The organism is Sphaerospermopsis reniformis, assembly GCF_005402885.1.
Lineage (GTDB): Bacteria > Cyanobacteriota > Cyanobacteriia > Cyanobacteriales > Nostocaceae > Sphaerospermopsis > Sphaerospermopsis kisseleviana.
This window is the reverse complement of record NZ_BJCE01000001.1, coordinates 13547-40348: the sequence shown is the minus strand read 5'-3', so window position 1 is coordinate 40348 and position 26802 is coordinate 13547. Positions and strand designations below refer to the sequence as shown.

The window sequence follows — 26802 nt, the reverse complement described above, 5'->3', positions numbered from 1 at the left end:
AGGAGTATGGCTAACGCCACGCTTCGCTATCAGGAGTTCAGGAGTTCAGAATTTTTTCAGGGTTATTAACCACGACTCATTCTCGTACTCACAACTCATAACTGACAAAGGACAAAATTAAGTCATGTCTCGTATTGGTAAACGTCCAATTACTGTTCCCGCCAAAGTACAAGTGGCGATAGATGGCACAAAGGTAGTGGTAAAAGGTCCAAAGGGAGAACTTTCCCGTGATCTACCCGCCAATGTCATAGTTTCTCAGGAAGGCGAAACTTTGTTGGTAACTCGTCGGGATGAAACCCGTACTTCCAGACAAATGCACGGTCTAAGCCGTACCCTGGTTGCCAACATGGTTGAAGGAGTATCCCAAGGTTTTCAACGGCGCTTGGAAATTCAAGGGGTTGGTTATCGCGCCCAAGTTCAAGGCCGTAACCTTGTATTGAATATCGGTTATAGCCATCAGGTACAAATTGAACCACCAGACGGAATTCAGTTTGCTGTAGAAAATAACACCAATGTCATCGTCAGTGGCTATGACAAAGAAGTGGTAGGTAACACAGCAGCTAAAATTCGTGCTGTCCGTCCACCTGAACCCTACAAAGGTAAAGGTATTCGCTACGCCGGTGAAGTGGTCAGACGCAAAGCTGGTAAGACTGGTGGTAAAGGTAAGAAGTAAATATGAAACTCACTCGCAGAGAATCAAAACAGCGTCGTCATCGGCGCGTGCGTGGTAAAGTTAGCGGTTCCCAAGAACGCCCACGGTTAGCTGTATTCCGGTCTAATGAGCATATTTATGCTCAAGTCATTGATGATACACAACATCAAACCATTGTCGCAGCATCAACTGTAGAACCAGAGTTGAAATCTAACTTAGCTTCTGGTGCTAACTGTGATGCCTCAGCGCAAGTTGGTAAGTTGATAGCAGTGCGTTCCTTAGAAAAAGGTATTACCAAAGTCGTTTTTGATCGCGGTGGTAACCTCTATCATGGTCGCATCAAAGCACTAGCTGAAGCAGCACGCGAAGCAGGTTTAGATTTCTAAAGTCATCTGTCAGGGAACAGGGAACAGGTAACAGTAATAACTGAAAACTGAAAACTGGCAACTGGCAATTGACTAATGACCAATGACAGCTAACGTTGAGAGAGCATGAATTATGGCAACGGGTCGTCGTAAAGCAAGTAAAGCAAAAAAAGAAGAAACCAACTGGCAAGAACGGGTAATTCAAATCCGTCGTGTTAGTAAAGTGGTTAAAGGTGGTAAAAAACTTAGCTTCCGGGCAATTGTCATCGTTGGTAACGAACGCGGGCAAGTTGGTGTAGGAGTGGGTAAAGCTTCTGATGTGATCGGGGCAGTTAAAAAAGGTGTGGCAGATGGCAAAAAACATCTGATTGAAATTCCTATCACCAAATCTAACTCTATTCCTCATCCTATTGATGGTATCGGCGGTGGTGCTAAAGTTATCATGCGTCCAGCCGCACCCGGTACAGGTGTAATCGCCGGGGGTGCAGTACGGACTGTATTAGAGTTGGCAGGAGTACGTAATGTTCTCGCTAAACAATTAGGCTCTAGTAATCCTCTGAATAATGCTAGAGCCGCTGTTAATGCTCTATCTACACTGCGGACATTCGCGGAAGTCGCTGAAGATAGGGGTATTGCTGTAGAGAATCTCTATATTTAGTAACGCTTTGAGATTGGATTTTTCATATAAAATCCATAAGCACAACGAGATTATCAATCCCAAATCTAAAATCCCAAATCAAAATGAGACTCAACGATGTTAAGCCCCAAAAAGGCTCAAAAAAACGCCGTAAGCGTGTAGGTAGAGGTATTTCTGCCGGTCAAGGTGCTAGTGCAGGTCTAGGTATGCGGGGTCAAAAATCTCGCTCTGGTAGTAGCACTAGACCAGGTTTTGAAGGTGGTCAACAGCCGTTGTACCGTCGGATACCTAAACTCAAGGGGTTTCCCGTCGTTAATCGTAAAGTTTACACTACGATAAATGTAGAGAAGTTGGCCTCCCTACCTGCTAATTCAGAAGTAACTTTGGCTTCTTTGAAGGAAGCTGGGATTCTTACATCTGTTAAAGGACCCTTGAAAATCTTGGGTAATGGGGAATTGGGCATTCCGCTCAAGGTGCAAGCGGCAGCTTTCACAGGCCAAGCTCGTAGCAAAATTGAGGCAGCTGGCGGAAGTTGTGAAGTCTTAGACTGAGCCAGGAAACAGCACTCCCAGCTAGTCAACTCGCTTCCAGCGCCTGGTTAACTATAAAGGTAGCACTCTATGATCAGTCGAGACAAAGCCCCAACGGCTCAAGAAACTTTTATGCAGATGGCGCAAGCAGCTGGACTGAGAGGAAGGCTGCTGGTCACAGTCGGTATTTTAATTTTGGTTCGCCTGGGCATCTTTTTACCAGTTCCAGGAATTAATCGGGAGAGATTTGCAGAAGCTATATCCGGCAATAATTCCATTTTCGGTTTATTGGATATATTTTCGGGACGGGGACTCTCTACACTGGGGGTATTTGCTCTGGGGATTTTGCCCTTTATCAATGCGTCTATTATCATCCAATTGCTGACTGCCGCCATACCTTCTTTAGAAAACTTACAGAAAAATGAAGGGGAGGCAGGACGGCGGAAAATATCGCAAATTACCCGCTATGTGACTGTTGGTTGGGCAGTTGTTCAAAGTACGGCTTTTTCAGCATTGTTCTTACAACAATTTGCCGTTAATCCTGGACCAGTTTTTGTGGCAGAAACGGCGATCGCTCTCACTGCTGGTTCAATGTTTGTCATGTGGGCATCGGAACTGATCACAGAAAGAGGTATTGGCAATGGTGCATCTTTGTTGATTTTTGTCAACATTGTTGCTTCTTTACCTAAATCTTTAGGCGATACCATTGACTTGGTACAAGTTGGCGGCCGGGAAATAGTCGGTCGTGTGATTGTCCTCGTACTGGTTTTTATAGCTACCATTATCGGTATTGTGTTCGTGCAGGAAGGAATGCGGCGCATTCCCATTATTTCTGCACGTCGTCAGGTAGGTCGGCGAGTTTTGGCAGAACAGAGGAGTTTTCTACCTCTGCGCCTCAACCAAGGTGGTGTGATGCCAATTATTTTTGCCGCTGCTATTCTCAGTTTGCCACTGCTAATAGCCAATTTCACTAAAAATGCTGAATTGGCAAATATCGTTAATACTTATCTAAGTCCCAGTGGTTCTGGTTCTTGGGTTTACGCTTTGGTGTACATGGTTTCCATTATCTTCTTTAGCTACTTCTATTCTTCGTTGATTCTCAACCCTGTAGATGTGGCGCAAAACTTGAAGAAAATGGGTTCTAGTATTCCCGGTATTCGTCCCGGTAAGGCTACCAGTGAGTATATTGAGCGTGTCAGTAACAGATTGACTTTTTTAGGCGCACTCTTTTTGGGCTTAGTGGCTATTATTCCCACGGCTGTAGAAAGCACTTTAAACGTGCCAACTTTTAGAGGGTTGGGTGCTACCTCTTTATTAATTTTAGTGGGCGTGGCAATTGATACGGCAAGGCAAATTCAGACCTACGTTATCTCTCAACGCTATGAAGGAATGGTGAAACAATAGTGACGCGATTAATCTTCTTGGGACCACCGGGTGCGGGTAAAGGAACTCAGGCTAAAGCCTTGGCTGATTTTTTAAATATTCCTCATATTTCCACTGGGGACATTTTACGCCAAGCCATTACAGACCAAACAGATTTGGGGAAAAAAGCCCAAGAATACATGGATAAGGGTGATTTAGTTCCTGACAAACTTGTAGAAGATATGGTTGAGGAACGACTCCAAAAACCAGATGCAGAACATGGTTGGATTCTTGATGGCTTTCCTCGCACAGTTGCCCAAGCAATTTTCTTGGGAGAACTGTTGGCAAAAATGGAGAAGGACGAGGAAAAGGTGGTTAACCTGGATGCACCCGATGACATTGTTATAGATCGGTTGTTGGGACGAGGACGTAAAGATGATGCTGAAGATGTAATTCGTCATCGTCTGGATGTTTATCGCCGAGATACTGCACCACTCATTAAATATTATGGCGATCGCCATAAACTTTTAACTGTTAACGGTAATCAGTCCCAAGAAGAAGTTACCGCCGAATTAAAAAAGGTCATAGCTGTTTAGGGGATGAACAGGGGAAATAGAGGAGCAAATATCCCAATCCTCAATCCCCAGTCCCCAATTCCTTTTAGCTAAGATATATTAATAAACTGTTGATATATTTCGCAATTTGTGTATTCTTACCGATTGCATTTGTGGCAACGGAACAGAAAATTGTCGAGTTGAGGAAAAAATTTGTCTAAACAAGATTTGATTGAAATGGAAGGGACTGTCACCGAATCATTGCCCAATGCAATGTTTCGTGTGGACTTGGACAATGGTTTTAATGTTCTAGCACACATTTCCGGTAAAATTCGCCGTAATTACATCAAAATTTTACCTGGTGATCGGGTCAAGGTGGAGTTAACTCCCTACGACCTGACAAAAGGCCGAATCACCTATCGACTACGGAAGAAATAAAACTATGTAGAGAATCTTACCATAAATCAGCCAATTTGGGATTTACCCACTTGCTTAACTGAAATAATTTCCCTAGAAATGCTATAATTTACTATTTGGAGTCAATTAGAACAGGCATGAAAGTCAGAGCCTCAGTCAAAAAAATCTGTGAAAAATGCAACGTGATCAAGCGCCGTGGTCGCGTTATGGTGATTTGTGAAAACCCCAAACACAAGCAACGTCAAGGATAAAACTCTGATTACCAGAGCTTTGGTGCAGCAAAAAATCACCATCAAAAACCAAGAATGTGATTAATTATCACGATCTGCTAAATGCGAGCAAGAACAAAAGAGGGAGACATTCATTGTGGCAAGGATTTCGGGAGTAGACCTACCCCGCGATAAGCGCGTAGAGATTGGTCTAACTTACATTTATGGAATTGGGTTAACAAGGTCGCAAGAAATCCTAGCGGCTACTGGTGTGAACCCAGACACCCGCGTTAAAGACCTGAGTGATGCTGATGTAGCGGCTTTGAGAGCCGAAATAGAAAGTAATTATCAGGTAGAAGGTGACTTACGCCGTTTGGAGGCGATGAGCATCAAGCGTCTAGTGGATATTGGCTGTTATCGTGGCCGTCGTCATCGCATGGGCTTACCCGTCAGAGGACAAAGAACCCGCACCAATGCCAGAACCCGACGCGGCAGAAGACAAACAGTGGCTGGTAAGAAGAAAGCCCCTGGTAAATAAATAAACTTTCTAGGCTTGCTCATGACAGCAAGTTTTACCTTAAATTCACCAAACAAATATGGCAAGACAACCAACTAAAAAAACCGGGAGCAAAAAGCAGAAACGGAACGTACCTAACGGCATTGCCTACATTCAGTCTACTTTCAACAATAGCATTGTCACCATTACCGATCAAAATGGAGATGTCATCTCCTGGGCAAGTGCTGGTTCAAGTGGATTTAAAGGGGCAAAAAAAGGAACTCCCTTCGCAGCACAAACCGCCGCTGAAAGTGCAGGCCGTCGCGCTATGGACCAAGGAATGCGTCAAATTGAGGTGATGGTAAGTGGACCTGGAGCCGGTCGAGAAACTGCGATCCGGGCGTTGCAAGGAGCAGGATTAGAAATTACCCTAATCCGTGATATTACCCCTATTCCTCACAATGGCTGCCGTCCACCTAAGCGCCGTCGAGTTTAAACACTGTCAGAATTCAGGAGTCAGTAGAGACGTTCCACCGGAACGTCTGTACAGGAGTCAGAAAGTTTGAGAAATCCGTAGATGATCAAATAGTAATTTTTGGCGTAACTGTTAAGAAGCTGACCGCTGATAGCTGAATGCTTACTAAGCATTAACTGTTAAACACGCTCAGGCAGAAAGTTCATGCTCAGGGAAATCACCGCCAAGGCAATCTGGGAAATATAAAGTAAACTTCAGAAGCAATTGGTGATTAAAAAGCATATCAGCCCTCCCAATGGGAAGGCTGCTCAACTTTCAAAAAACAGAAAAACAGAATATTAACATGCCTGCGGATTGAATTGGCAAACCAAACTATCACTAATTTTATATGTTGGCAGTTTGATCCACCACAGTCATAGATCAGAGCATAAAGTGAATTTGATAGGCAAATTAATTGCCTGATAGCAGCACCTTGAAAGGGAGGCTACTCCGTGGCGCAGTTCCAAATTGAATGTGTAGAGTCTAATACAGAGGAAAGTCGCAGCCATTACAGTAAATTTGTCCTCGAACCCTTAGAACGTGGTCAAGGGACAACTGTAGGTAACGCATTGCGGCGGGTTTTGTTGTCCAATTTAGAAGGGACGGCAGTTACAGCAGTAAGGATAGCTGGGGTTAGTCATGAGTTTGCCACAGTTCCTGGTGTCAGGGAAGATGTGCTGGAAATTCTCATGCGCATGAAGGAAGTGATCCTCAAAAGCTATTCTTCTCAACCCCAGATCGGTCGGTTATTGGTTAATGGTCCTGCAACAGTCACTGCGGCACATTTTGATTTGCCTAGTGAAGTAGATGTGATTGATCCTACCCAGTATGTAGCTACTTTGGCTGAAGGTGGCAAACTGGAAATGGAATTTCGCATTGAAAGAGGTAAAGGTTATCGTACTGTAGAACGGGGTAGAGAAGAAGCCACTTCCCTGGACTTTTTGCAAATTGACTCGGTATTTATGCCGGTGCGAAAAGTAAATTATAGCGTTGAAGAAGCCCGTGGTGATGGTACTCTTAAAGATCGACTGTTATTAGAAGTTTGGACTAATGGCAGCGTTTCACCTCAAGAAGCACTATCTTCAGCGGCGGGAATTTTGGTAGATTTATTTAACCCGTTAAAAGATATCTCCTTAGAACCTACAGATATGGGTTCAGATATCCCAGACGATCCAACTGCTCAAATTCCCATTGAAGAATTGCAGTTGTCTGTCCGTGCTTATAACTGTCTCAAACGAGCGCAAGTTAATTCCGTGGCAGATTTGCTGGATTATACCCAAGAAGACCTCTTGGAAATCAAAAACTTTGGTCAAAAGTCGGCGGAAGAAGTAGTGGAAGCTTTACAGCGTCGTTTAGGCATTACTTTACCGCAGGAAAGAGGTTCTAAACCAAACTAATTTTATTTTGTAATAATTTCAAGTGCATTATTATGCGTCACCGTTGTAAAGTCAAAAAACTTGGTAAACCCACAGACCAGCGTCGTGCTTTATTGCGATCGCTCACCACTGAGCTTATCCGTCATGGTCGTATTACCACAACTGTAATCCGTGCTAAAGTATTGCGGAGTGAAGCGGAAAAGATGATCACCCTAGCTAAAGATGGTTCTTTGGCAGCACGTCGGGAAGCTTTGGGTTATATCTACGATAAATCCCTAGTTCATGCTTTGTTTGAGCAAGCACCTACTCGGTATGCTAACCGTCAAGGTGGTTATACTCGCATTCTGCACACCGTACCCCGTCGCGGTGATAATGCAGAAATGGCGATTATTGAATTAGTTTAAAGTCAAAGGGAACAGGAAATAGGGAATAGGGAACAGGGAATAGGGAAGATATAAACATTATAGAGCTATTGCCTTTTGCCTTTTGCCTCTTGCCTTTTACCAAACCCAGTATGTTAGAAAGCCGCCAGCCAACACCAACTTATCGAGTAGCCTTGGTCATTCAGTATCTAGGTACTAATTTTCACGGCTGGCAACGGCAAAAGGCGCAGCGAACAGTCCAAGAAGAGATAGAAACAGCTATAGCTACTGTTCTGGGGTATCACGTGACACTTCACGGCGCAGGGCGAACTGATGCCGGAGTTCATGCAGCTGCTCAAGTCGCGCATTTTGATGCTACAGGTTATATACCCGCACACAAGTGGGCAACAGTTTTGAACAGTTACCTACCTCCAGATATATTAATCAGGGCTTCGGCGGGTGTAGATGACCGTTGGCACGCTCGCTTTAATGCAGTGTATCGTCGGTACAGATACACAATCTATACTGAAGCTCTACCAAACTTGTTTGTGAACTCCTTCAGTTGGCATTATTATTATGCTCCCTTGGACGAAAATTTAATTCAAGCTGCCCTGAAACCTCTGCTGGGAAAACATCATTTAGCGGCTTTTCATCGTGCAGGATCGGCGCGATCGCATTCCTGGGTTGAAGTACAAGCAGCAGAATGTTATCGAAAAGGTTCATTACTCCATATTGAAATTCAGGCCAATGGATTTTTATATGGCATGGTGCGGTTATTAGTAGGGATGCTGGTAGAAGTTGGTTCTGGAGTGCGATCGCTCGAAGATTTCACCAACATCTGGCAAACAGAAAACCGGGAAAAAGTGAAATACGCCGCACCACCTCAAGGCTTATGCTTGTTAAGGGTAGGATATCCTGATTTTCCCTTTCCCCAGGAAATTTGGTACGACACCCAACCATATTTAGTGTTTGGTCAGGATAAATAGGTGACAGGTGACAGGTGACAGGTGACAGTGAAAGATCAAAACTAACCACTAATTACTGAAAGCTGATTACTGAAAGCTGATTACTGACCACTCAAAACCGACAAAGGAAAAATAACAATGAGTAGTAAAACTTACCTTCCTCCTCAAGAAAAACTTGAGCGCGAGTGGTATGTAGTAGATGCCACCGATAAACGCCTGGGTAGACTAGCAAGCGAAATTGCTATGGTTCTCAGAGGCAAAAGAAAAGCTGAATATACACCCCACTTAGACACTGGTGATTTCGTAGTTGTCATCAACGCCGAAAAAGTAGCAGTTACCGGTAAAAAACGCACTCAAAAAGTTTACCGTCGTCATTCTGGCCGTCCTGGTGGAATGAAAACAGAAACCTTTGCTAAATTACAACAACGTTTACCAGAACGGATTGTAGAACACGCTGTGAAAGGGATGTTACCTAAAAACAGCTTGGGTAAACAATTATTCACAAAGTTGAAAGTTTACGCTGGTCCTACCCATCCCCACGCAGCACAAAAACCCAAAGAACTAATTGTTAACACAATTCCTGGAGAAAATTAATAATGGCAACAGTAGCAGAAGCTAATAGCGGTCGCGCTGTGTACTGGGGTACTGGCCGCCGTAAGTCCGCAGTCGCACAAGTACGTTTAGTTCCCGGTGAAGGTAAATTTACCGTTAACGGCAAAGATGGAGAATTATACTTCCAATTCAATGCCAACTACTTAGGAGCGATCAAAGCACCTTTAGAGACTTTGGGACTAGAAAGCGAATATGACATTTTAGTAAAAGCTGAAGGCGGTGGTTTAACCGGTCAAGCTGACTCTATTCGCTTGGGTGTCGCTCGTGCTTTGTGTCAGTTAGATCCTGATAACCGTTCACCTTTGAAAATCGAAGGTTATTTAACTCGTGATCCACGAGCTAAAGAACGGAAAAAATACGGTTTACACAAAGCTCGCAAAGCTCCTCAATACTCCAAACGATAAAGCTGGAGGCAGGAGGCAGAAGGCAGGAGGCAGGAGGTATACCAAATTTTACCCAGTCCCCAGTCCTCAGTCCCCAGTCACCAATCCTAGTTATAATTTTGATAGAGAAACACCACAAAAGGAAAAATGGCTAAACCTGATATTCATCCCCAGTGGTATCCAGAGGCTAAGGTCTACTGTAACGGTCAAGTTGTGATGACTGTTGGTTCTACAAAACCGGAATTGCACGTAGATGTTTGGTCTGGAAACCATCCCTATTACACTGGTACTCAGAAAATTATTGACGCTGAGGGTCGTGTGGAACGCTTCCTCCGCAAATATGGTATGTCTGGCGAACAAGGCAGTAAAAAGAAAAAGTAGCTGGTTGGCTATAGCTTGTGCTGGCATGATGCCCGCACCACAAGGACCCTGCATGGTTGTGGGGTCACTTGTCATTTTATGCTTGAGCCAACTTGTTATTTTTTAGGAGCTTGTATAGTCGTTATGGCAGAATCATATTTACTGGAGAAACTAAAATCTGTTGAACAAACTTTTCATGAATTAACTCGCCGTTTGGCAGACCCAGATACGGCGAAAAATCCTGATGAGTATCAAAAAATTGCTAAGTCTCGTTCTTCTTTAGAAGAGGTTGTTAATACTTACGAAACTTGGAAAACTGCCCAGGAAGAATTAATTGGGGCGCGTCAAATTCTTAAAGAGTCTAATGGGGATCCAGAGTTGCAAGAAATGGCAGCTTTGGAGGTGAAGGAATTAGAAGATAAGATAGAACATCTGGAAGACAGGTTGAAGATATTGCTGCTACCTCGTGATCCGAATGATGATAAAAACATCATGTTGGAAATTCGCGCTGGGACTGGTGGTGATGAAGCGAGTATTTGGGCGGGTGATCTGCTGAGAATGTATTCTCGCTATGCTGATACTCAAGGTTGGAGAGTGAAGCTAGTCAGCGAGTCTCTGGGTGAGATGGGCGGTTTTAAGGAAGTAATTCTGGAAATTCAAGGTGATAGTGTTTACAGTAAGCTGAAGTTTGAAGCTGGTGTTCATCGTGTGCAGCGTGTTCCAGCAACGGAGGCGGGGGGTAGGGTGCATACTTCTACCGCTACTGTGGCTATTATGCCAGAAGTGGATGATGTAGAGGTGCATATTGATCCGAAAGATATTGAAATGACTACTGCGCGTTCTGGTGGTGCGGGTGGACAAAACGTGAACAAGGTGGAAACGGCGGTTGACTTGATGCACAAACCGACTGGTATCCGCATTTTCTGTACTGAAGAACGGAGTCAGTTACAGAACAAGGAACGGGCGATGCAAATTTTGCGGGCGAAACTCTATGAAATGAAGTTGCGGGAACAACAGGAAGCTGTAACTTCGATGAGGCGATCGCAAGTTGGTACTGGTTCTCGTTCAGAAAAAATCCGCACTTACAATTATAAAGATAGTCGGGTGACTGATCATCGTTTGGGACAGAATTTCACTTTGAATCCTGTTTTGGAAGGTGATATTGAAACCTTGATTCAATCTTGTATTTCTCAAGATCAACAGGAACGTTTAGCAGAATTAGCTGCTGCTAATAATTAATTTTTAGCTTTAAATATTTGCTAAAACCGCTTATTTTGTTGTTGTTTTTTACAGGAATAGGCGGTTTTTTTTATGATTAAGATAATCTAGTTTATTTTGAGTACGGTGTATGGCGTTCTTATAGCAAAAGCAATGAGGGTGAGTAATGAGTCAGCAAGAATTTAATTATATTCTGTTCACCTCTAACCAAGAGTTAGCTAACCCGATGGATTTATTGCTGAATAAAGAATGGTTGAGAAAAAGCATTCGAGGTGAGGAAGAAGTAAGTGGTAATATTGGTGCTGGTTTAGATTGGGGTTCTAGTTTTGAACAACTGTTGCTGAATCCTGAATTGTTTTATCGTTTAAAAACTTTGCGGATTTCTTTGAATCGGGAAGTGCGCTTATTGCTCAAAGATTGGAATTTGGGAACTGCAACTTCTATAGCATCTGCTACTGCAAGGGAGAAGTTATTGGAAAGATTAAGATTACCTACACCTGATGTTAGAGAACATATTCAAGCTGTATTGCAGAGAGATGAACTTTTTGGAGAGGAGTTTATTTCTAATCATCAGGTGTTACGCGAACTGCTTGGAGTAATGTTGACAGAAAACGATTGGGAAATTATTGCTTCAGTTGCGGCGGATTCGTTAAAGCAGCAAATTATAAATCAAGTTCTAACTTACAAAATTTCAGCCTAGTGATAAATAAAAGTGAGGTTTTTTGATTTAAGTTAATTTCTAGCTAAGAATCTGAAGTTTAGCTTCATCAAATACTAAACCACGACGGGCAAAATATTTATGAATATTGATTTGCACAAATAAATCCTTGAGTTCTTCTGCGATTTCAGTTGGCGGATTTCCTGATAAAGCAACTGCAATTAAACGTTCTGCGCTGTGAATTTCTCCACAGTCAATTGCTAGGGTTGCTGCACTACGATACAATATTGAACGGGTTGGTTCTGCTGTTAAATCATTGGTTATTAATTCTGCTGCTAATCGTTCTTTTTCAAATGCTTGTCGGGATAATTGAGCAGCTAAATCTGAGTTATTTCTAAGTTTAGCAACTTGTGCCATTTCGGCTAAATCCATAGCCTGTTTATGTAACTCTTGAATCTGACTCATTTTTTGATAATTTACACTACTACAAGTTTATTTAAAATCATACTGCTTGACTTATGGTAACACATAAGTTACTATAGCAGTATGTCTATTATAAGAGTTCAAGAATATCTTAAAGAAGATGGTTCAAGTCCTTACCAAGAATGGTTTGATAGCTTGGATGCCCAAGCAGCTGCGAAGGTAACAGTTGCTAAGTCTCGTTTGGAATTAGGCAATACATCAAAAGTTAAATGGTTTGATGGAATTGGTGAATATAAGATTGATTGGGGTCCTGGATATCGGATTTATCTAGCTCAAGATGGTAAACAGCTTATAGTTTTATTTGGTGGGGGAACAAAGAAAAATCAGCAATCTGATATTAATCGTGCTAAAGAATTATACCAAGAGTACAAAAGACGAAAAAAAGAAATTAGCAAAGAGCAAGCAACTGACAACGATAATAGAGAGAAGAGGTAGTTATTATGGCACTAACTAGAGACTTTAAAGAAACCGTTAATGCACGAGTGCAAAGAGATTCTGAGTTTGCGATCGCTTTACTTGATGAAGCTATTTCTCTTTTCCTGAATGGTGAACCAGAAACAGCAAGATTGATTTTGAGAGATATTGTCAATGCAACGGTAGGTTTTGAACAATTGGCAATTGAAACTTCTAAACCGAGTAAGAGTTTACATCGGATGTTATCAGCAAAAGGTAATCCAACGATGGATAATTTGACTGCTATTTTCAAAGTTTTGCGGAAAAAACTGAATGTTGATATTCAAGTGAAGACGACGGTTATTTCCTGATAAGAAGTTTGTTATCAGCATTGTATTCAAAAATTGAGATTCTATGAATTTACTATTAGTGTTGAACTACAGTTATGAATTGAGAATTGGATTTCCCCATACTTTAATAATTCCATTCTGATAACCAGTAACAATTCTTTTTCCATCTGGAGTAATTGCTAAACAATAAATCAAATTATGTTCTGTGGTATACTCTTGGATGTAATGAATGCGTTCACCATTGTTTAAATCCCAGATTTCAATGAATGATTTATTATCTAATTCAGGGGTGTTATGATTTCTCAATCCACATGATACAAGTCTTTGTCCATCTGGAGTAATTGCGAGATCAATATTTCTGTCAGCATAACTATTTAAAACTAGCATTATTTCTTGAGACTTTGTTGTTAAATCCCACACTATAATTTTTTTATCATAGCTACTGATGAGTTTACCTCCATCTGGTGTAATAGCTAAAGCATAAACCCATCCTAAATCTCCTCCTACAATATTCTGTAATTTGCCAGTGTATATATCATAGACTTCGATTTTCTTTCTGGCCACTATTACTCTTTGTGAATCAGGAGTTATAGTAATACATTTATGCCAATAAAAAGGATGATCATTATCAACCGAACGAGGTTTTATTACATTAATTATTTGTTTATTTTTCAAACACCATATTTTTAGAGTCTGTGAAAACTCACCACTAATCAAGTATTGTCCATCTGGTGTAACTGCTACCAATACAACTCTATGTGAAAAATCATAGGTATTAATTAAACAACCTGTATTAAGATCCCAAAACGTAATAGTATCATCCCAACCTGCACTAATAATTTCTTGTCCATCTGGAGTAATAGCAATACATTCAACATCATCTGTATGATTTTTTAATACATCAATCACTTGATATGTATTTAAGTTAAAAATTCCGATTGTTTTGTCCCAACTAGCACTAATAAGTTTCTGTCCATCAGGAGTAATAGCTAAAGAACCTACCCAATGTGAATGATACTCAAGAATTTGGAGACATTCAAAATCTTTATAGGGATTTTCGTCAACTGAACCTACCCAATGTGAATGATGCTCAAGAATTTGAAGACATTCAAAATCTTTATAGGGATTTTCGGCAGCTTGCAAAACAATTACATTAGCATAAGCTGATAATTTTGCAGATGCTTCGTTGAAAAAGAACATACTCAAAGATTTAAAGAACTTAGCTAAAATTCTTTTCGACTTTTTAACTATCCATCCTTCTAAAAAATCACTAATTTCTCTAAAAAATATTAATATAATTTCCCTAATATTTGCTATTTTATCATTTGATTCTGTATTGGATGTTGGAGAGTCGTAATCTGTAGAATCTACGTCTATTGCTTCTAGTCCAGGTGATTCTATATTAGGATTTAATACATCACTTATAAGTTCTTCATAAGAAATTAATTTAAATAATATTAAATTTATAATACCTAGAAATAGGAAAAAGTCTCTTTTTTTACGACTATATTTAAATACCGATTTTGAGTAAACGATTACTTTACTATCAAGAATAACTTCATTATTTTCTGCAATTATAATAAAATTACCATTCTGGTCAATTTTACCCCCTGTTGTTTGCCAATAGACTTCTCCAGGATCAATTTCTTGACCAAATTGGTCTATTCCGTTAACAATAAATAATCTTTCTTCACCAGGGTTTAGATACACAAAAGCGGGAGTAATTTCTAAACGTCTTAAAACAGGTAAAATAATTACTTTAGCATTAACACTTATATTATCTATGGTAGCACTTACGGTAATTTCTAGCTCTGTATTATAATCAACCTCCAGTAAACCACTATCATTAATGTTTCCACCTTTTGTACTTTTCCAAATAACATTTTCAGTATTTAAAAGTTCACCTGTTTGATCAAATGCAATGAGAGTAAATTGATATTCTTCTTCTGGTTTAAGTTCTATTTCTTGTGGAGAAATTGCTAAACCTTTTAAAACAACAGATACATTCACTTCAGCAATAGCAGTTAAATTACCTACCTTAGCACTGACTTGACAGATACCTTTTTGATAGTCAAAAGTGGAAAAATTTCCATATTTATCAATTGAACCATCTGTTGTTCTCCATGTAATATTATTCACAGACATTTCTTCATCACGTTGATCATAACCTTTGATAGAAAAATAACAACTTTTCCCTGGTAATAAAATCATAGATGATGGTGAAATTTCTATTCTTGTTAGTCGAGAAAGTTCTCGAATTTCAACTTCTATAGATGTACTGATATCTCCTACGGATGCTTGAATTATTACTTTTTCTTCTTGATTTCCTGCCGTGTATAAACCTTGGTTATCAATTATTCCTTGACTTGCCTTCCAACTAACTTGACTTATTGTGATATCATTGCCATATTGATCTATACCTTTAACTACAAAATAAAAACTTTCTTTAACAAATAAATTAAAAGTTGAAGAAACCATAACTAATTGGCTGAGTTTAGGAGGCTCAATTATTTGGACATTTACAATATTACGTATTGAACCAACAACAGCAATAAGCTCAAAATTTCCTACAACATATCCAGCTTTAAAATATCCATCTTTATCTATTTCACCACCAGCAATTTCTGTCCAAGGTATAGTCTCGTTTGGCATTATATTACCATTTTGATCTAATATTTGACCTATAATTTTTTGTGATTGACCAAATTCTAGAGTTAAGCTAGTAGTATACAATATCAGGTGTGTAATTCTAGGCGGTTCAATAATTTTAATAGGCAAATAGGCTTCAAAAATCCCAAAGATTGCTTTAATTTCAAAATTTCCTTCTTGTCGTCTTGCAGTAAACAATCCTTTTTCAATATAACCTCCTGTAGCTTCCCATTTTACCTGATTCATATCTATATCAATTTCTCTTTTGTTTTGGTCTAATCCCTTAACAGTGAATAAATGAGACTCTCCAAAAAATATTTCTGGAGGAGACTGAATAATAATAATTTCACTTAGCCTTGGATAAGAAAGTCCTTTTAATGGATGTAGTGGCTTTCCTGTGTTAAAATTCCACAATCTTAACCAATTATTTCCAGCACTAGCTATAATTTGTCCATCAAAACTAATTTTTAAAGCACCAATAAAACTAGATTCTTCAAACAATGTATAAATAATTTTCTTTTCATTTCGTGAATAAACTTTGATCGTTGTACCATTACAAAAAATAAATATATGACTATTGAGTGGGTAATCATTTAAAGCATAAATTGGCAGTTCATATTTATCAGTTTTAATAGATTCTAAACTTTGTATGGGTAATTGATTAGAAGAGCTATCATCAATAATCCCAAATATTCCACGTCCTAGAAATGCTACGAAAATAAATAGTCCAGATGCTAATATATCTGCAATACTTCTTACTAGGATAGAGAGTAACTGATTGGAACTATAAGGACTATAGTCAAAAAATGTACGTGCTTTACTTGCCATTAGAATACAAAGTCCGATACTGACTATATCTATCACACCTTGTATGAAAAATGTACGCCGATTTAATTTATAAGAATTATCTTTTGAACTTGAAACCACTTGCCAAAATTTTATCTCTCCATTGCGACTAGCACTAATTAATTGTTGATTATCTGAAGTAATAATAATTCCTTGAATCCAACTATTATGTCCATCTAAATACCTAATTATATTACCAGTTTCTAAATCACATAAAACAATTTTATTATTTGTACACCCTCCCACTATGACTTTATTATCATGGCTAATTGCCAAACATAAAACAGATGACAAATTACTGTCTTCTTGAATGGTTTTCTTTAACTGACCTGATTGTAAATTCCAAGTTTTAATAGTTTTATCAGAACTACCACTAACAAGAGTATTTCCATCCTTGCTAATACTAACAGCATTCACCCAGCTAGAATGACCATTTAATGTTTTAGTTAGCTTTCCGTTTGTCAGATTCCATATTTTAATTGTCTGGTCTGCACTGCCACTCACAAGAGTATTTCCATCAGGACTAATTGCAACAGATAAAACCCAATGATAATGTCCAAAGAGGCTATATAATATTTCGCCAGTTTGTAAATCCCATACCCAGATTTTCTGCCAAGTTCCTCCGACAATAATTTTGTTATTAGGACTGATAGCCAAACAAGTAATAGTATCTGTAGGATGAATTTTCCTACCTTCTTCTGTAAAACCTTTTAAATAAGGATTATAGTCATGTAAAATCCAGTACGCTGATTGTTGTACTTTCTCTGATTTATCTTTTAGAGAATGTTCCATGAAACAGTCAAAGCCTTGTTGCCCACATTCCAATAATTCTGCTAAAGCAGCCAGTCTTTCTTGCTCATTTCCAATTGCTAAACGATGTTGAATTTGATTAAGTTTTGTGTTCATATATTTACAAATATTTATAATGACTCGTTAAAAGATTCTGAGTCAATATTATTCTGTGTTTTCTAGAGTGCCAATAGTAATAAAATTATCTTTACAAATATACAAATAAAATTGTTTGTATCTGAGTGTTTAGAAAGTAGCTTGGTGAACATTAGTAACACCGAATATCAAAAATAGCCAAGTGGACAAAAAAGAAATAGCCAAAAGGTCAATGCCATCAAAAACAAAGCCCTGTTACCTTACCAACTAAGGCAACCAGCGTCATCGTCACTATGGCTACCAAAACACCAACCAAACCAAAGCGAAAACAGACACAAACTCGCTCCTGGGAAAACCTGACAGACCGCCGCAAACTCCGCCATATAGAAAACACACTCGATAAAGCCATTACTCAATCACTAGAAAACGGTTCTATTCAATTCCATGAAGACTTTAAAGCCTGTGTAGAAAATTACAGCCAAGCATCAGGCAAAGCACCCATCACCGTAGAACTATGCGTAGGAGGAGATGATGATGAAGAAATTAGAGGCTATCGCTTCTACCTTACCAGTGACCCCAGTCACAGAACCAGTGGTAAATACCTGCTCAAAAACCTAGAAGGAATCACCGACAAAGACGAAAACTAGTTCACCCCTTCCAACATTGCCGAAATCTGTGGTTTTGCAGAAACAGAACTGGATGATTTAGATGATGAATTAGACGATGATTTACTTGATTTAGATGAGGAAAATGAAGATATAGATGAAATTGACGACGAGCTAGACGACCTATTAAACGACGATTTCAACAATGAACTAGATGACCTAGATAACTTAGACGAAGAAGAGGAAATATCTCAGCTTCGTGTTAGTAAATCTCCAACTAAACCTCAAACCAAAACCTCAACCAAAACCTCAACTAAAACCTCAAGTAAGTCCCAACTCAAAACACAAACTAAGTAGTCGTGCAAAATAAATTGTACATTAGAAATATAAAGTGATAAAGTATCTTATGAACAGTAGTAAGTAGGAACAATCATGCGATTTATTAGAGATTTAACTTTTGATACTGCCAAATTTGGGAGGAGGGCAAAACTTTTTAAGTCCTGAGCGTAGATTTGACGCTATTATCTTGAGTAATCCTGATATTTTTGATGATATATTATAGAAACATAATGAATGAATACATCAAGTAGATTATGTTAAAAGTTATAGATTTATTCTCTGGATGTGGTGGGTTATCATTAGGTTTTCAAAACTGTGGATTTGAAATTGTTGCTGCATTTGATAACTGGAAACCAGCAATCAATGTTTATCAACAAAATTTTAAACATCCAGTTATTGACTATGATTTGAGCCAGGTAAATAATAATTATTCTCCTTTCAAAAAATTCTCACCAGATATCATTATGGGGGGCCCACCATATCAAGATTTTTCTAGTGCTGGTAAGCGTAATGAAGATTTAGGTAGAGGAGATTTAAGTATTACATTTGCGACAATAGTAGCTAATATTGGTAGTCAATGGTTTGTGATAGAAAATGTAGATTTATTTAGAAAATCCAAGAAATATGAAGAATTTAGACAAATTATCACATCTGCTGGTTATGGTTTAACAGAAAAAGTTTTAGATGCTAGTTTATGTGGTGTTCCTCAGAAGAGAAAAAGATTTTTCTGTATAGGAGAACTTGGTGGTCAAGATAATAATCTACAACCTTATTTAGAAACAAATTTATCTAAAAAACCGACAACTATTAAAGATTGGTAATGCTGTACCTGTTAAGTTAGCGGAATATGTTGCTAATTGTCTCCTGATGTATATTCAAGAACAGGATAAACACAAAAATTATCATGTTTCTTTGTTAACTTGTCGGTAGATCATAATCTAGAAGATAAAATTTGAGATAACCCACATAAACATTTAACCATTAAACTTTGCGTACTCCTCTGCGCCTCTGCGTGAAAAAAAACTCTATCTTTTATAACCACTGTCCACCACGAAAACGCCAACGGGGAAAAATAATTCTCATTAAACTTTGCGAACTCATAAAAACCGCCAACCAAACTACAGAATAATGTAATAAAAACGCCCCTATTGATAATTCCTCTTTTGGTATAGGTATAGGTAAAAAACCAAAAATCTTTACTCCACAAAACACAAATATCATCTCCCAAATACCTGCAAAAAATTGATAAGCTGCTGGCCAGTCTCTATCCCAGCGTGATTTTTGCAGATAATTATAAACAACATCCCAACCTAAACCAAAGATAGCAACATAAGCAAGAATGAAAAAATAAACAATATTTGCACCAGAACCTATTAACCCCAGTGTAAAAGGTAAAGATACTAATACACCAACAGTTGCTAATAATAATAATCGAGTTTGCCAACGACCAAATAAAGTAGGAGTCATAATATTTCAAGGAGTCAGGAGTCAGGAGTCAGGAGTCAGAATATATAAAATCATAAATTTGTTGATTGAAAATAGATACCCGACTTGTTTAAGAAGTCAGGAATCTAAATATTAAGTGTGTTCTAATTTCAAGTGATAATCTACTTGACAATGATATTGAGATAGTTCTGACCAGTTAAGGACAGCTTCTAATAAGTCTTGATAACCAAGAGTGTTAGGGTGAAGTCCATCTGCTGTCATGCGTTCACTTCTCCAGATTTGACTGTGTGATATCCATTGATCAAATATGTCTAAATAGGGAATCTTTCGTTGTTCACAAGCTTGACGGGTAGCTTCTTTGTAGCGATATTGGTCAGCATGATTGTAATATAAACAATCGAGAAAAGGCATTTTGCTTTCATCAACCGGGACCATACCGACAAAGAGGACTGGACAAAGTTGTTGTGCTTGATCTAATAATGTGGCGATCGCTGTTTCAAATTCCGCAAAATCTGTATAATTTTTGCCAGTGGGACGACCTAAACGGGGTGAGTCGTTAACGCCAACAGAGAGGATAATTAAATCAGGAACTCGGTTTCTAATTTCTCCCCGGTGACGAAATTCCACTTCTAACCGTTGTGAAACTTGCTGAATGCGATCGCCCCTGACCCCTAAATTATAAAGCACATGACCCACACTATCCGGTAACATCCACCATCGGCGCAGTTGTTCTACCCAACCACCTTTTTCATAGTCTCCATATCCATATACTAAACTATCCCCCAAGGCGACTATTTTTAAAGGTTGACATAGTTTTGGCGTAATAGACAGCATTGAGGAGGAAGGTTTTACAGTTTGCATCTTAAACAAGAATGTAATTGATATCTCTACAATATTCTAGACATTATTACACTATTGTATGGTATATTTTTTATCTTTTATGCACAAAGTTAGAACCCAAAATCCAAAATTTCAAATTAGGACTATTAAACCAGGCACTAATTTGAAGTAGTTACGTCAAAAACGTAAGCATTCAACCGTCGGTTTCCGTCAGTACCTGAAATATGAAATACAAAGAATGAAAAGACACAGATGCAGATAAATAACATTCCTGAAATTAACCTGAAATTAAAACCTCTGAATCCTGGCTATTAGCTGTTTCCTGATTGCTGATAGCTGAATACTTACATTTTACACACCCTCAGAAAATATGAATCATAAATTACTTCGCAATTTTAGACAGCTGCATAAATGGTTAATTCAAACCTCTTACCCAAGAGTGAAATTCAATTTTTTTTCTTCATATTGGCAACATATAAAAACAATGAGTGGGCATCACAAATTTTTTAAAAGGTTGTTTCCCTTTTTGGTTTTAATTTCTTTTGTCACTGTTTTATTAACAAATACCTTTACACCCGTTAACGCCCAAATACCAAGACAAGAAATTAGAGGTGTATGGATTACCAACAATGATCTTAACGTCTTTAAAGATCGCACCAAAGTTAACGATGCTGTTACTAAATTGCGTCGGCTCAATTTCAATACTATTTATCCCGTAGTTTGGAATTCTGGTTATGTCATGTATCCCAGTAAGATAGCCAAAGATTTAGAAATTCAACCTTTTGTATTTCGTGGTTCAGATGGCCATGATATTCTTGCCGATGTAATTAATCAAGCCCATCGTCAAAATTTACTGGTAGTTCCTTGGTTTGAATTTGGTTTTATGACTCCCCAAACTTCAGAACTAGCATTAAATAAACCAGAATGGTTAACAAAAAAGCGGGATGGTAGCGAAACTTCTGTTAGTGCAGCCGGTGAAGTGACATGGTTAAATCCCTTTCATCCAGAAGTACAACAATTTATTACCGATCTCTTGGTAGAACTAACATCAAATTATGATATTGATGGTATCCAGTTTGATGATCATACAAGTTTACCCCATGAATTTGGTTACGATCAATATACAGTTGATTTATATCGCCAAGAAATGGAAAAAGATCCCCCAGCAGATTCTCAAGACCCAGAATGGGTAAAATGGAGGGCAGATAAAATTACAGATTTCATGGTGAGACTTAATCAAAGAATTAAGCAAATCAAACCAAAAGTAATTTTTTCAGTTTCACCTAATTACTACGATTTTGCATATAAATTACAATTGCAAGACTGGTTAAATTGGGTAAGATTAAACATCGTAGATGAACTAATTGTACAAGTTTATCGTTCTGATTTAAACAGTTTTTCTGCTAAAATTTCCCGTCCAGAAATGCAAGAAGCACAACAACTAATCCCAACTGGAGTGGGAATAATGGCAGGTTTAAGAACTAGCCCCGTATCAATGCAACAAATTACAAATCAAGTGAGAACTGCCCAAAGACAAGGATTAGGTGTGGTTTTCTTTTATTATGAAACTCTTTGGAATAATGCTTCGGAGTCATTCAAAGACCGTCTTGCAGGATTTAAACAACTTTTTCCCTATCCTGCTTTACGATTAGCAGCAGAATAATTGTTGATTGGATATTGGTGATTAGTGATAGGTGATTAGTGATAGGTGATTAGTGATAGTTGATAGTTTATTGGGAAACATAAAATTGATTACCCAGTCACCAGTCACCAGTCACCAGTCACCAGTCACCTATGATGGTGCTTGATTAAAAACCCATTTTATCCACTGATTTAAAGAACTAAAAGTATTTAACCTTTTCACACCAGGCGCACGGGCAATATACATCCCATCCACAGCAACTAAAGCCGCATATTGTAACCCTAAAAAACTATCAACTGCTGCATAGTGTCCACCTAAAGTTATTGCCCCAGATACATACATTTGACCTTGAGTATTTCGCATTTCTACTAATTCAAAATTGTTGGCTACTACTAATCTTTCTAAATGATTTAAAGGTAGTTTGTAATGTTCAACTAAATCTTTTAATAAGGGATTAGTTTTAACTTTGGCATCAAGTCCGGTAGCATCAATAATAAAATCAGCAGTTAATTTCATTTCCCCAAAACCCTGTTCTTGAATATGGGTAATAGTGTGGTTTTGGGCATCTCTTTCTACACTAACAACTTGACCAAAAGTAATTTGATACCAACCTTCTTTAATACCTGCTTCTGTGATTCTTTGCCAATCTCCACGATCTGCGGTAGTAGTTCCTCCCCAGTCAGATAATAACCTTTGACGTTCTTCTGGGGTGGCTTTTTCTAACATCACTCGTAGTTCACCACCCCAACAAGCTTTTGGCCAGTTAAAAGGTTGCAACTCGTAGTGATTTTTAACCGGACGTTGGGCTTTTTGAAATTTGTTACCGTGGGGTTTAGGCGATCGCATTAAATGTAAAACTGTAATATTTCTATTTTGTTTTCTCACCTCATAAATACGTTGTAAAATTCGTGAAGCTACAATACCCCTTCCTCTAATTAAAACAGTACCACCTTGTTTTTCTAACTGTTCATAGACATGATTATGGTCTTCATAGGCATTAACTACAGATTTAAAATCTTGATATTTTTCCCGATATGCTTGTAAATCTGGTAAAAATTGAATAGCGGGATATCCCGTAGCTAAATGTAAATAACGACAAACTAAAAAAGCATAATTTCCCGGACTACGAGAATAAGCAACACAATATCTACCATCTTCCGTTTTTCTAATTGCTCTCACTCTACCATAACGATAAATTTTATCCCAACCAATACGTTTAGCTTCCCGATCTATAGAATCAAAAACATTACCCGCACGGGGCGTATAAGTTTCTGTAAAAGTTGGTTCATTAAAAACTTGCCATAAATATTGAAAAGCTGAATTGATCTGACCTTTTGTTAAATCATGCCAAGATTCTCGCAAAGCATAACTAGGCCATCCCCAAATATTATCAGGACAAGAATCAGAATTAGAACGCAATCTTTCATGTAAAGGAATTTGAGAATTTAAACATAAACGCTGATAACGTGCATAAGGTTTTGATTCTAATCCTACAGCAATAATTTTTTCAGATTTAACACCACTAATTCTTAATAAATCAACCCAAATAAAACTACCCAAACCAGCACCAACGGCTAAATAATCACATTCATCAATAGGTAAACCAGTAGCATGAATAGCTTGTAAATCAACTTTGTGATTATGAAATTCCGAAGGTGGAAAATTACTTCCTAAAGGTGTAACTGGACGAACTGGAGATCTATTAGGATCTGGAAGATTAGTATTAGGATTAAATTGAATAGTCGAAGGATTATTAGGTGTAGGAATAACAGTATTTAATCCAAACTGGACAGTAATCATATAAGGTCCAATTTGCAAAGTATCACCATTAGCTAACTGACAGCGTGTTTGTTTTTGTCCATTAACATAAACACCATTAGCACTATTTTGATCAATAACTACAAAATTATTTTGTTCCCAATCTTGTTCCCAATCAATTAAAGCATGATAACGAGAAACTTCATTACTATTTAATAACATCCGCGAAACACGCTGACCCCTAATTTCTGTTGGTAACTTGGCAAATTCTCGACCAAAAGCAATAGGGACATTTAATTTAGGTTCTCGTCTTTCTCCCGTTGTTGGATCTTCCCAACTTAATTGAATTTGTAAATTAGTCATTAGTTATTAGTTATTAGTTGTTAGTTATTAGTTGTTAGTTATTAGTTGTTAGTTATTAGTGGTTTTTCCCAGTCACCAATCACCAGTCACCAATCACCAGTCACCAGTCACCAGTCACCAATCACCAATCACCAATCACCCAATAAGTACACTAACAGCAGCAGCTAAAGATGTACCACACCAAGGACAACCTATTTGTAAATTTTCTGGTGGGGAAACTTTATGACATTTAGGACAGTCTAAACCATACACCGGATTTGGTTGTGTTGGAATTGACGGTTTATGATGATGATGTACGGGTTGTTTTGGTGGTTGGACTATGATGGTAGAGGGAATACTACTAACAGAAATTGCCGTAACTTGTAGTTGTTGTTGTCCTAAATAAATAATGCTTTTTTCATTTAAAGCTATTTCCCCTTTAACTAAAGATTTACCATCTATTTGTGGGGGGTTTATTTCCCGTAAATTTCTAATATAAAAACGTTGCTTTTGAGAATCAAAAAATATTTCAATATGTAAACCGGATACTGTTGGATGAGTTAAAACAATATCACACTTTGCTGGATCACGTCCAATGCGACAAGTACCAGCGTTTTTGCTGTTATGTTTTTCATAAATTTGTTGAATTTTATTTTGACCTGCTTCTTGCCACTGTAAAGTTAGTACATTCATGATTTTTAGATAACGTTAATATTTAATGAATTCAACTTTATGCTGTGGGATTCCTAACATGATTGGTAGCCATTTAGCAAGTCTTGAGAATTAAAATTAAAGAATGATTATCTTCACCATGTATACTTTTTATACTTTATCTGTTAGATGCTAGTTTATCAGCAATGCGGGTAGTTTCTGGCAACCGATATTTAGGTGTACACCGTAATACATAGTCAATTGCTGTAGGTAAGCTAATACGATGGCCTGTGGAGATATATAAAGGTTTAACTCCAGTACGAGTCCGTAAAACTGCGCCTACTGTTTCATTTGTATGTATTAATGGTTGCCAACTTCCTCTAACTGCTGGTAATTCTTCATATTTGCCAATAAGTAAAGATTTTGCTACACCTATGGTTGGTATATCCACTAAAACACCTAAATGGCAAGCTATTCCAAATCTGCGTGGATGGGCAATTCCTTGACCATCACATAATATTATATTAGGTATATTTTTAATTTTTTCCAAGGCATCAAGAATAGCGGGTATTTCCCGAAAAGATAAAAATCCAGGTATATAAGGAAACGATGTAGGACGGTATGCTAGGCTTGTTTCCACAACTTTCAAGTCAGGAAAACTTAACACTGCTACCGCTGCACGGCACATTGTACCATCTTCTAGAAAACCCATATCCACACCTGCAACGTATTGAATAGGTGTGTTGAGTTGATCTGTGGTAATAACTTGATTTCGTAAAGTTTCTTGAATTTCGATCGCTTCTTCAACGGTAGATGGCCAAGGATGAATTTGTGGAATTTGCATATTGTTTGTCTATTTAAATTGTGATCAAAATCTTGATTTTCCGAAATGCCTAATTTTAATTTTGTATCTTATCTATATATAGACTAAACATTCAACCCCATGTAACTTTTTGCTAAGTTTTCTGTATAAATCTTGATTTTTTTATCTGATAGCTACTCTCACATACAGTTGATTTAAGGAACATACAGCCATGAGAAATAATAACATCAATGTCCTTCACAATTCACAAATTGTATTTTATTTAGGTGGAGGATTATTATTCTTGTTTTTAGCGATGATGCTGCGTCCTTTTGCCATTGTCAATGCTGGTGAAAGGGGTGTTGTCATGCAATTTGGAAAGGTGCAAGATACAGTTTTAGATGAAGGATTACACCCAATTATTCCCATTGTCACAACAGTTAAAAAGCTCAATGTGCGCGTGCAACAAAATAGTTTTAATGCTGGTGCTGCTTCTAAAGATTTGCAAAAAATTACCACAGAATTAGCGGTAAACTGGCACATTGATCCGTTGAAAGTGAACCGAGTTTTTCAACAAGTTGGAGATGAAGAATTAATTGTTAATGGGATTATGACACCCGCAGTTTCCGAAGTTTTGAAAGCAGCTACAGCTAAAAAAACTGCTGAAGAAATCATCACAAAACGCACAGAATTAAAAGAAGAAATCGACGCAAATTTAAAAGGTCGTTTAGAACCTTACGGTGTAATTGTAGATGATGTATCTTTAGTCAATTTTTCCTTTTCTCCAGAGTTTAGTAGAGCGATCGAAGCGAAACAAATAGCGGAACAAGAAGCAAAACAAGCAAGTTTTATTGCCCAAAAAGCGACCCAAGAAGCACAAGCAGAAGTTAACCGTGCTAAAGGTCAAGCTGAAGCACAAAGATTACAAAGATTGACTTTAACACCGGAATTATTGCAAAAGCAAGCAATAGAAAAATGGGATGGTCGTTTCCCGATGGTGATGGGTGGTAATGGTGCTGTTCCTTTGATTAATATTAATCCTAATGATTTAGCTACTGGACAGAAGAGAAATTAGTTTTTATTAAGATCCCCGACTTCTTG

General features: G+C 38.2%; 33 protein-coding genes. 26 read left to right on the top strand and 7 right to left on the bottom strand.

The features are described 5' to 3' along the window. The first annotated feature begins 124 nt into the window (after positions 1 to 124). The 18 genes from rplF (at position 125) to FFR48_RS00130 (ending at position 11712) form a co-directional block, all read left to right on the top strand. A complete protein-coding gene (gene rplF / locus FFR48_RS00215) occupies positions 125 to 673 on the top strand; it encodes a 50S ribosomal protein L6 (RefSeq protein WP_096570378.1) in 549 nt (182 codons plus the stop codon). 2 nt (positions 674 to 675) lie between these two features. Continuing rightward, positions 676 to 1038, top strand: a complete 363-nt coding sequence (gene rplR / locus FFR48_RS00210) for a 50S ribosomal protein L18 (RefSeq protein WP_096570380.1) — start codon at positions 676 to 678, stop codon at positions 1036 to 1038. Positions 1039 to 1150: 112 nt separating this feature from the next. Further along, on the top strand, positions 1151 to 1675 hold the full coding sequence (gene rpsE, locus FFR48_RS00205; protein ID WP_096570382.1) for a 30S ribosomal protein S5: 525 nt from the start codon (positions 1151 to 1153) through the stop codon (positions 1673 to 1675). Positions 1676 to 1758: 83 nt separating this feature from the next. Beyond that, a complete protein-coding gene (rplO, locus tag FFR48_RS00200; RefSeq protein ID WP_096570384.1) occupies positions 1759 to 2205 on the top strand; it encodes a 50S ribosomal protein L15 in 447 nt (148 codons plus the stop codon). Positions 2206 to 2274: 69 nt separating this feature from the next. Further along, a complete protein-coding gene (secY, locus tag FFR48_RS00195; RefSeq protein WP_137665973.1) occupies positions 2275 to 3588 on the top strand; it encodes a preprotein translocase subunit SecY in 1314 nt (437 codons plus the stop codon). Beyond that, positions 3588 to 4142: an adenylate kinase gene (locus FFR48_RS00190; RefSeq protein ID WP_096570388.1), complete on the top strand. Its 555-nt coding sequence runs from the start codon at positions 3588 to 3590 to the stop codon at positions 4140 to 4142. The genes secY and FFR48_RS00190 overlap by 1 nt, the downstream gene beginning before the upstream one ends. A 171-nt stretch (positions 4143 to 4313) precedes the next feature. Next, positions 4314 to 4538, top strand: coding sequence for a translation initiation factor IF-1 (infA, locus tag FFR48_RS00185; RefSeq protein WP_006276978.1), 225 nt, complete (start codon positions 4314 to 4316; stop codon positions 4536 to 4538). A 116-nt stretch (positions 4539 to 4654) separates the two neighbouring features. Further along, on the top strand, positions 4655 to 4768 hold the full coding sequence (gene rpmJ / locus FFR48_RS00180) for a 50S ribosomal protein L36 (RefSeq protein ID WP_013191489.1): 114 nt from the start codon (positions 4655 to 4657) through the stop codon (positions 4766 to 4768). Positions 4769 to 4883: 115 nt separating this feature from the next. After that, a complete protein-coding gene (rpsM, locus tag FFR48_RS00175; RefSeq protein WP_096570390.1) occupies positions 4884 to 5264 on the top strand; it encodes a 30S ribosomal protein S13 in 381 nt (126 codons plus the stop codon). 58 nt (positions 5265 to 5322) lie between these two features. Then, complete coding sequence (rpsK, locus tag FFR48_RS00170; protein ID WP_096570392.1) at positions 5323 to 5718, top strand: 30S ribosomal protein S11; 396 nt, start codon at positions 5323 to 5325, stop codon at positions 5716 to 5718. Positions 5719 to 6188: 470 nt separating this feature from the next. Beyond that, on the top strand, positions 6189 to 7133 hold the full coding sequence (locus FFR48_RS00165; protein WP_096570394.1) for a DNA-directed RNA polymerase subunit alpha: 945 nt from the start codon (positions 6189 to 6191) through the stop codon (positions 7131 to 7133). A 32-nt stretch (positions 7134 to 7165) separates the two neighbouring features. Next, positions 7166 to 7516, top strand: a complete 351-nt coding sequence (gene rplQ, locus FFR48_RS00160; RefSeq protein WP_137665972.1) for a 50S ribosomal protein L17 — start codon at positions 7166 to 7168, stop codon at positions 7514 to 7516. Between the two features lie 110 nt (positions 7517 to 7626). Then, the gene (truA, locus tag FFR48_RS00155; protein ID WP_137665971.1) at positions 7627 to 8460 is read left to right on the top strand and encodes a tRNA pseudouridine(38-40) synthase TruA; all 834 of its coding nucleotides are present in this window, start codon (positions 7627 to 7629) and stop codon (positions 8458 to 8460) included. 117 nt (positions 8461 to 8577) lie between these two features. Further along, positions 8578 to 9033 carry a 50S ribosomal protein L13 gene (gene rplM / locus FFR48_RS00150; RefSeq protein WP_096570400.1) on the top strand — a complete coding sequence of 152 codons (456 nt, stop codon included), beginning with the start codon at positions 8578 to 8580 and terminating at the stop codon, positions 9031 to 9033. 2 nt (positions 9034 to 9035) lie between these two features. After that, positions 9036 to 9455 (top strand): 30S ribosomal protein S9, encoded by a 420-nt coding sequence (rpsI, locus tag FFR48_RS00145; RefSeq protein ID WP_096570402.1) that lies wholly within the window; start codon positions 9036 to 9038, stop codon positions 9453 to 9455. A gap of 126 nt (positions 9456 to 9581) precedes the next feature. After that, complete coding sequence (gene rpmE, locus FFR48_RS00140) at positions 9582 to 9815, top strand: 50S ribosomal protein L31 (RefSeq protein WP_096570404.1); 234 nt, start codon at positions 9582 to 9584, stop codon at positions 9813 to 9815. 123 nt (positions 9816 to 9938) lie between these two features. Beyond that, entirely contained in the window at positions 9939 to 11033 is a 1095-nt protein-coding gene (prfA, locus tag FFR48_RS00135) for a peptide chain release factor 1 (protein ID WP_096572769.1), read from the top strand. 145 nt (positions 11034 to 11178) lie between these two features. Further along, positions 11179 to 11712, top strand: coding sequence for a hypothetical protein (locus FFR48_RS00130; protein WP_137665970.1), 534 nt, complete (start codon positions 11179 to 11181; stop codon positions 11710 to 11712). Positions 11713 to 11751: 39 nt separating this feature from the next. Here the strand turns inward: FFR48_RS00130 and FFR48_RS00125 are convergent, their stop codons facing one another. After that, positions 11752 to 12135 carry a hypothetical protein gene (locus FFR48_RS00125; protein ID WP_137665969.1) on the bottom strand — a complete coding sequence of 128 codons (384 nt, stop codon included), beginning with the start codon at positions 12133 to 12135 and terminating at the stop codon, positions 11752 to 11754. 81 nt (positions 12136 to 12216) lie between these two features. Here FFR48_RS00125 and FFR48_RS00120 point away from each other — a divergent pair, with 81 nt between their 5' ends. Both FFR48_RS00120 and FFR48_RS00115 read left to right on the top strand, forming a co-directional pair. Next, the gene (locus FFR48_RS00120; RefSeq protein ID WP_137665968.1) at positions 12217 to 12588 is read left to right on the top strand and encodes a type II toxin-antitoxin system RelE/ParE family toxin; all 372 of its coding nucleotides are present in this window, start codon (positions 12217 to 12219) and stop codon (positions 12586 to 12588) included. A gap of 5 nt (positions 12589 to 12593) precedes the next feature. After that, complete coding sequence (locus tag FFR48_RS00115) at positions 12594 to 12917, top strand: helix-turn-helix domain-containing transcriptional regulator (protein ID WP_096570409.1); 324 nt, start codon at positions 12594 to 12596, stop codon at positions 12915 to 12917. 72 nt (positions 12918 to 12989) lie between these two features. Here the strand turns inward: FFR48_RS00115 and FFR48_RS00110 are convergent, their stop codons facing one another. After that, on the bottom strand, positions 12990 to 17297 hold the full coding sequence (locus FFR48_RS00110) for a WD40 repeat domain-containing protein (RefSeq protein WP_137665967.1): 4308 nt from the start codon (positions 17295 to 17297) through the stop codon (positions 12990 to 12992). Between the two features lie 272 nt (positions 17298 to 17569). On the opposite strand from FFR48_RS00110, the gene FFR48_RS29190 reads away from it, so the two are divergent. From FFR48_RS29190 to FFR48_RS00095, 3 genes are all read left to right on the top strand, one after another. Beyond that, positions 17570 to 17923 (top strand): hypothetical protein, encoded by a 354-nt coding sequence (locus FFR48_RS29190; protein ID WP_162501818.1) that lies wholly within the window; start codon positions 17570 to 17572, stop codon positions 17921 to 17923. A gap of 415 nt (positions 17924 to 18338) precedes the next feature. Then, positions 18339 to 18443 carry a HindVP family restriction endonuclease gene (locus tag FFR48_RS30460; protein ID WP_371851411.1) on the top strand — a complete coding sequence of 35 codons (105 nt, stop codon included), beginning with the start codon at positions 18339 to 18341 and terminating at the stop codon, positions 18441 to 18443. A gap of 31 nt (positions 18444 to 18474) precedes the next feature. Continuing rightward, complete coding sequence (locus FFR48_RS00095; protein WP_236103947.1) at positions 18475 to 19041, top strand: DNA cytosine methyltransferase; 567 nt, start codon at positions 18475 to 18477, stop codon at positions 19039 to 19041. Positions 19042 to 19252: 211 nt separating this feature from the next. Here FFR48_RS00095 and FFR48_RS00090 read toward each other — a convergent pair whose 3' ends face one another. After that, positions 19253 to 19687, bottom strand: a complete 435-nt coding sequence (locus FFR48_RS00090; RefSeq protein ID WP_096570415.1) for a hypothetical protein — start codon at positions 19685 to 19687, stop codon at positions 19253 to 19255. Between the two features lie 111 nt (positions 19688 to 19798). Then, positions 19799 to 20527: a GDSL-type esterase/lipase family protein gene (locus FFR48_RS00085; protein WP_096570417.1), complete on the bottom strand. Its 729-nt coding sequence runs from the start codon at positions 20525 to 20527 to the stop codon at positions 19799 to 19801. Positions 20528 to 20990: 463 nt separating this feature from the next. Between FFR48_RS00085 and FFR48_RS00080 the strand changes: the two genes are divergently transcribed. Next, positions 20991 to 22169: a glycoside hydrolase family 10-like protein gene (locus FFR48_RS00080; protein ID WP_236103946.1), complete on the top strand. Its 1179-nt coding sequence runs from the start codon at positions 20991 to 20993 to the stop codon at positions 22167 to 22169. A 129-nt stretch (positions 22170 to 22298) separates the two neighbouring features. Here the strand turns inward: FFR48_RS00080 and FFR48_RS00075 are convergent, their stop codons facing one another. Continuing rightward, entirely contained in the window at positions 22299 to 24269 is a 1971-nt protein-coding gene (locus tag FFR48_RS00075) for an FHA domain-containing protein (protein ID WP_137665965.1), read from the bottom strand. A gap of 45 nt (positions 24270 to 24314) precedes the next feature. On the opposite strand from FFR48_RS00075, the gene FFR48_RS29930 reads away from it, so the two are divergent. Further along, complete coding sequence (locus FFR48_RS29930) at positions 24315 to 24437, top strand: hypothetical protein (RefSeq protein WP_265586216.1); 123 nt, start codon at positions 24315 to 24317, stop codon at positions 24435 to 24437. On the opposite strand, the gene FFR48_RS00070 is transcribed toward FFR48_RS29930, so the two are convergent. Together FFR48_RS00070 and nfi are read right to left on the bottom strand one after the other, a co-directional pair. Continuing rightward, positions 24405 to 24941, bottom strand: a complete 537-nt coding sequence (locus FFR48_RS00070; protein WP_137665964.1) for an FHA domain-containing protein — start codon at positions 24939 to 24941, stop codon at positions 24405 to 24407. The genes FFR48_RS29930 and FFR48_RS00070 overlap by 33 nt on opposite strands. A 136-nt stretch (positions 24942 to 25077) precedes the next feature. Further along, positions 25078 to 25743: a deoxyribonuclease V gene (nfi, locus tag FFR48_RS00065; protein ID WP_137665963.1), complete on the bottom strand. Its 666-nt coding sequence runs from the start codon at positions 25741 to 25743 to the stop codon at positions 25078 to 25080. Between the two features lie 190 nt (positions 25744 to 25933). On the opposite strand from nfi, the gene FFR48_RS00060 reads away from it, so the two are divergent. Further along, on the top strand, positions 25934 to 26776 hold the full coding sequence (locus tag FFR48_RS00060) for a prohibitin family protein (protein ID WP_137665962.1): 843 nt from the start codon (positions 25934 to 25936) through the stop codon (positions 26774 to 26776). The last annotated feature ends 26 nt before the right edge of the window (positions 26777 to 26802 follow it).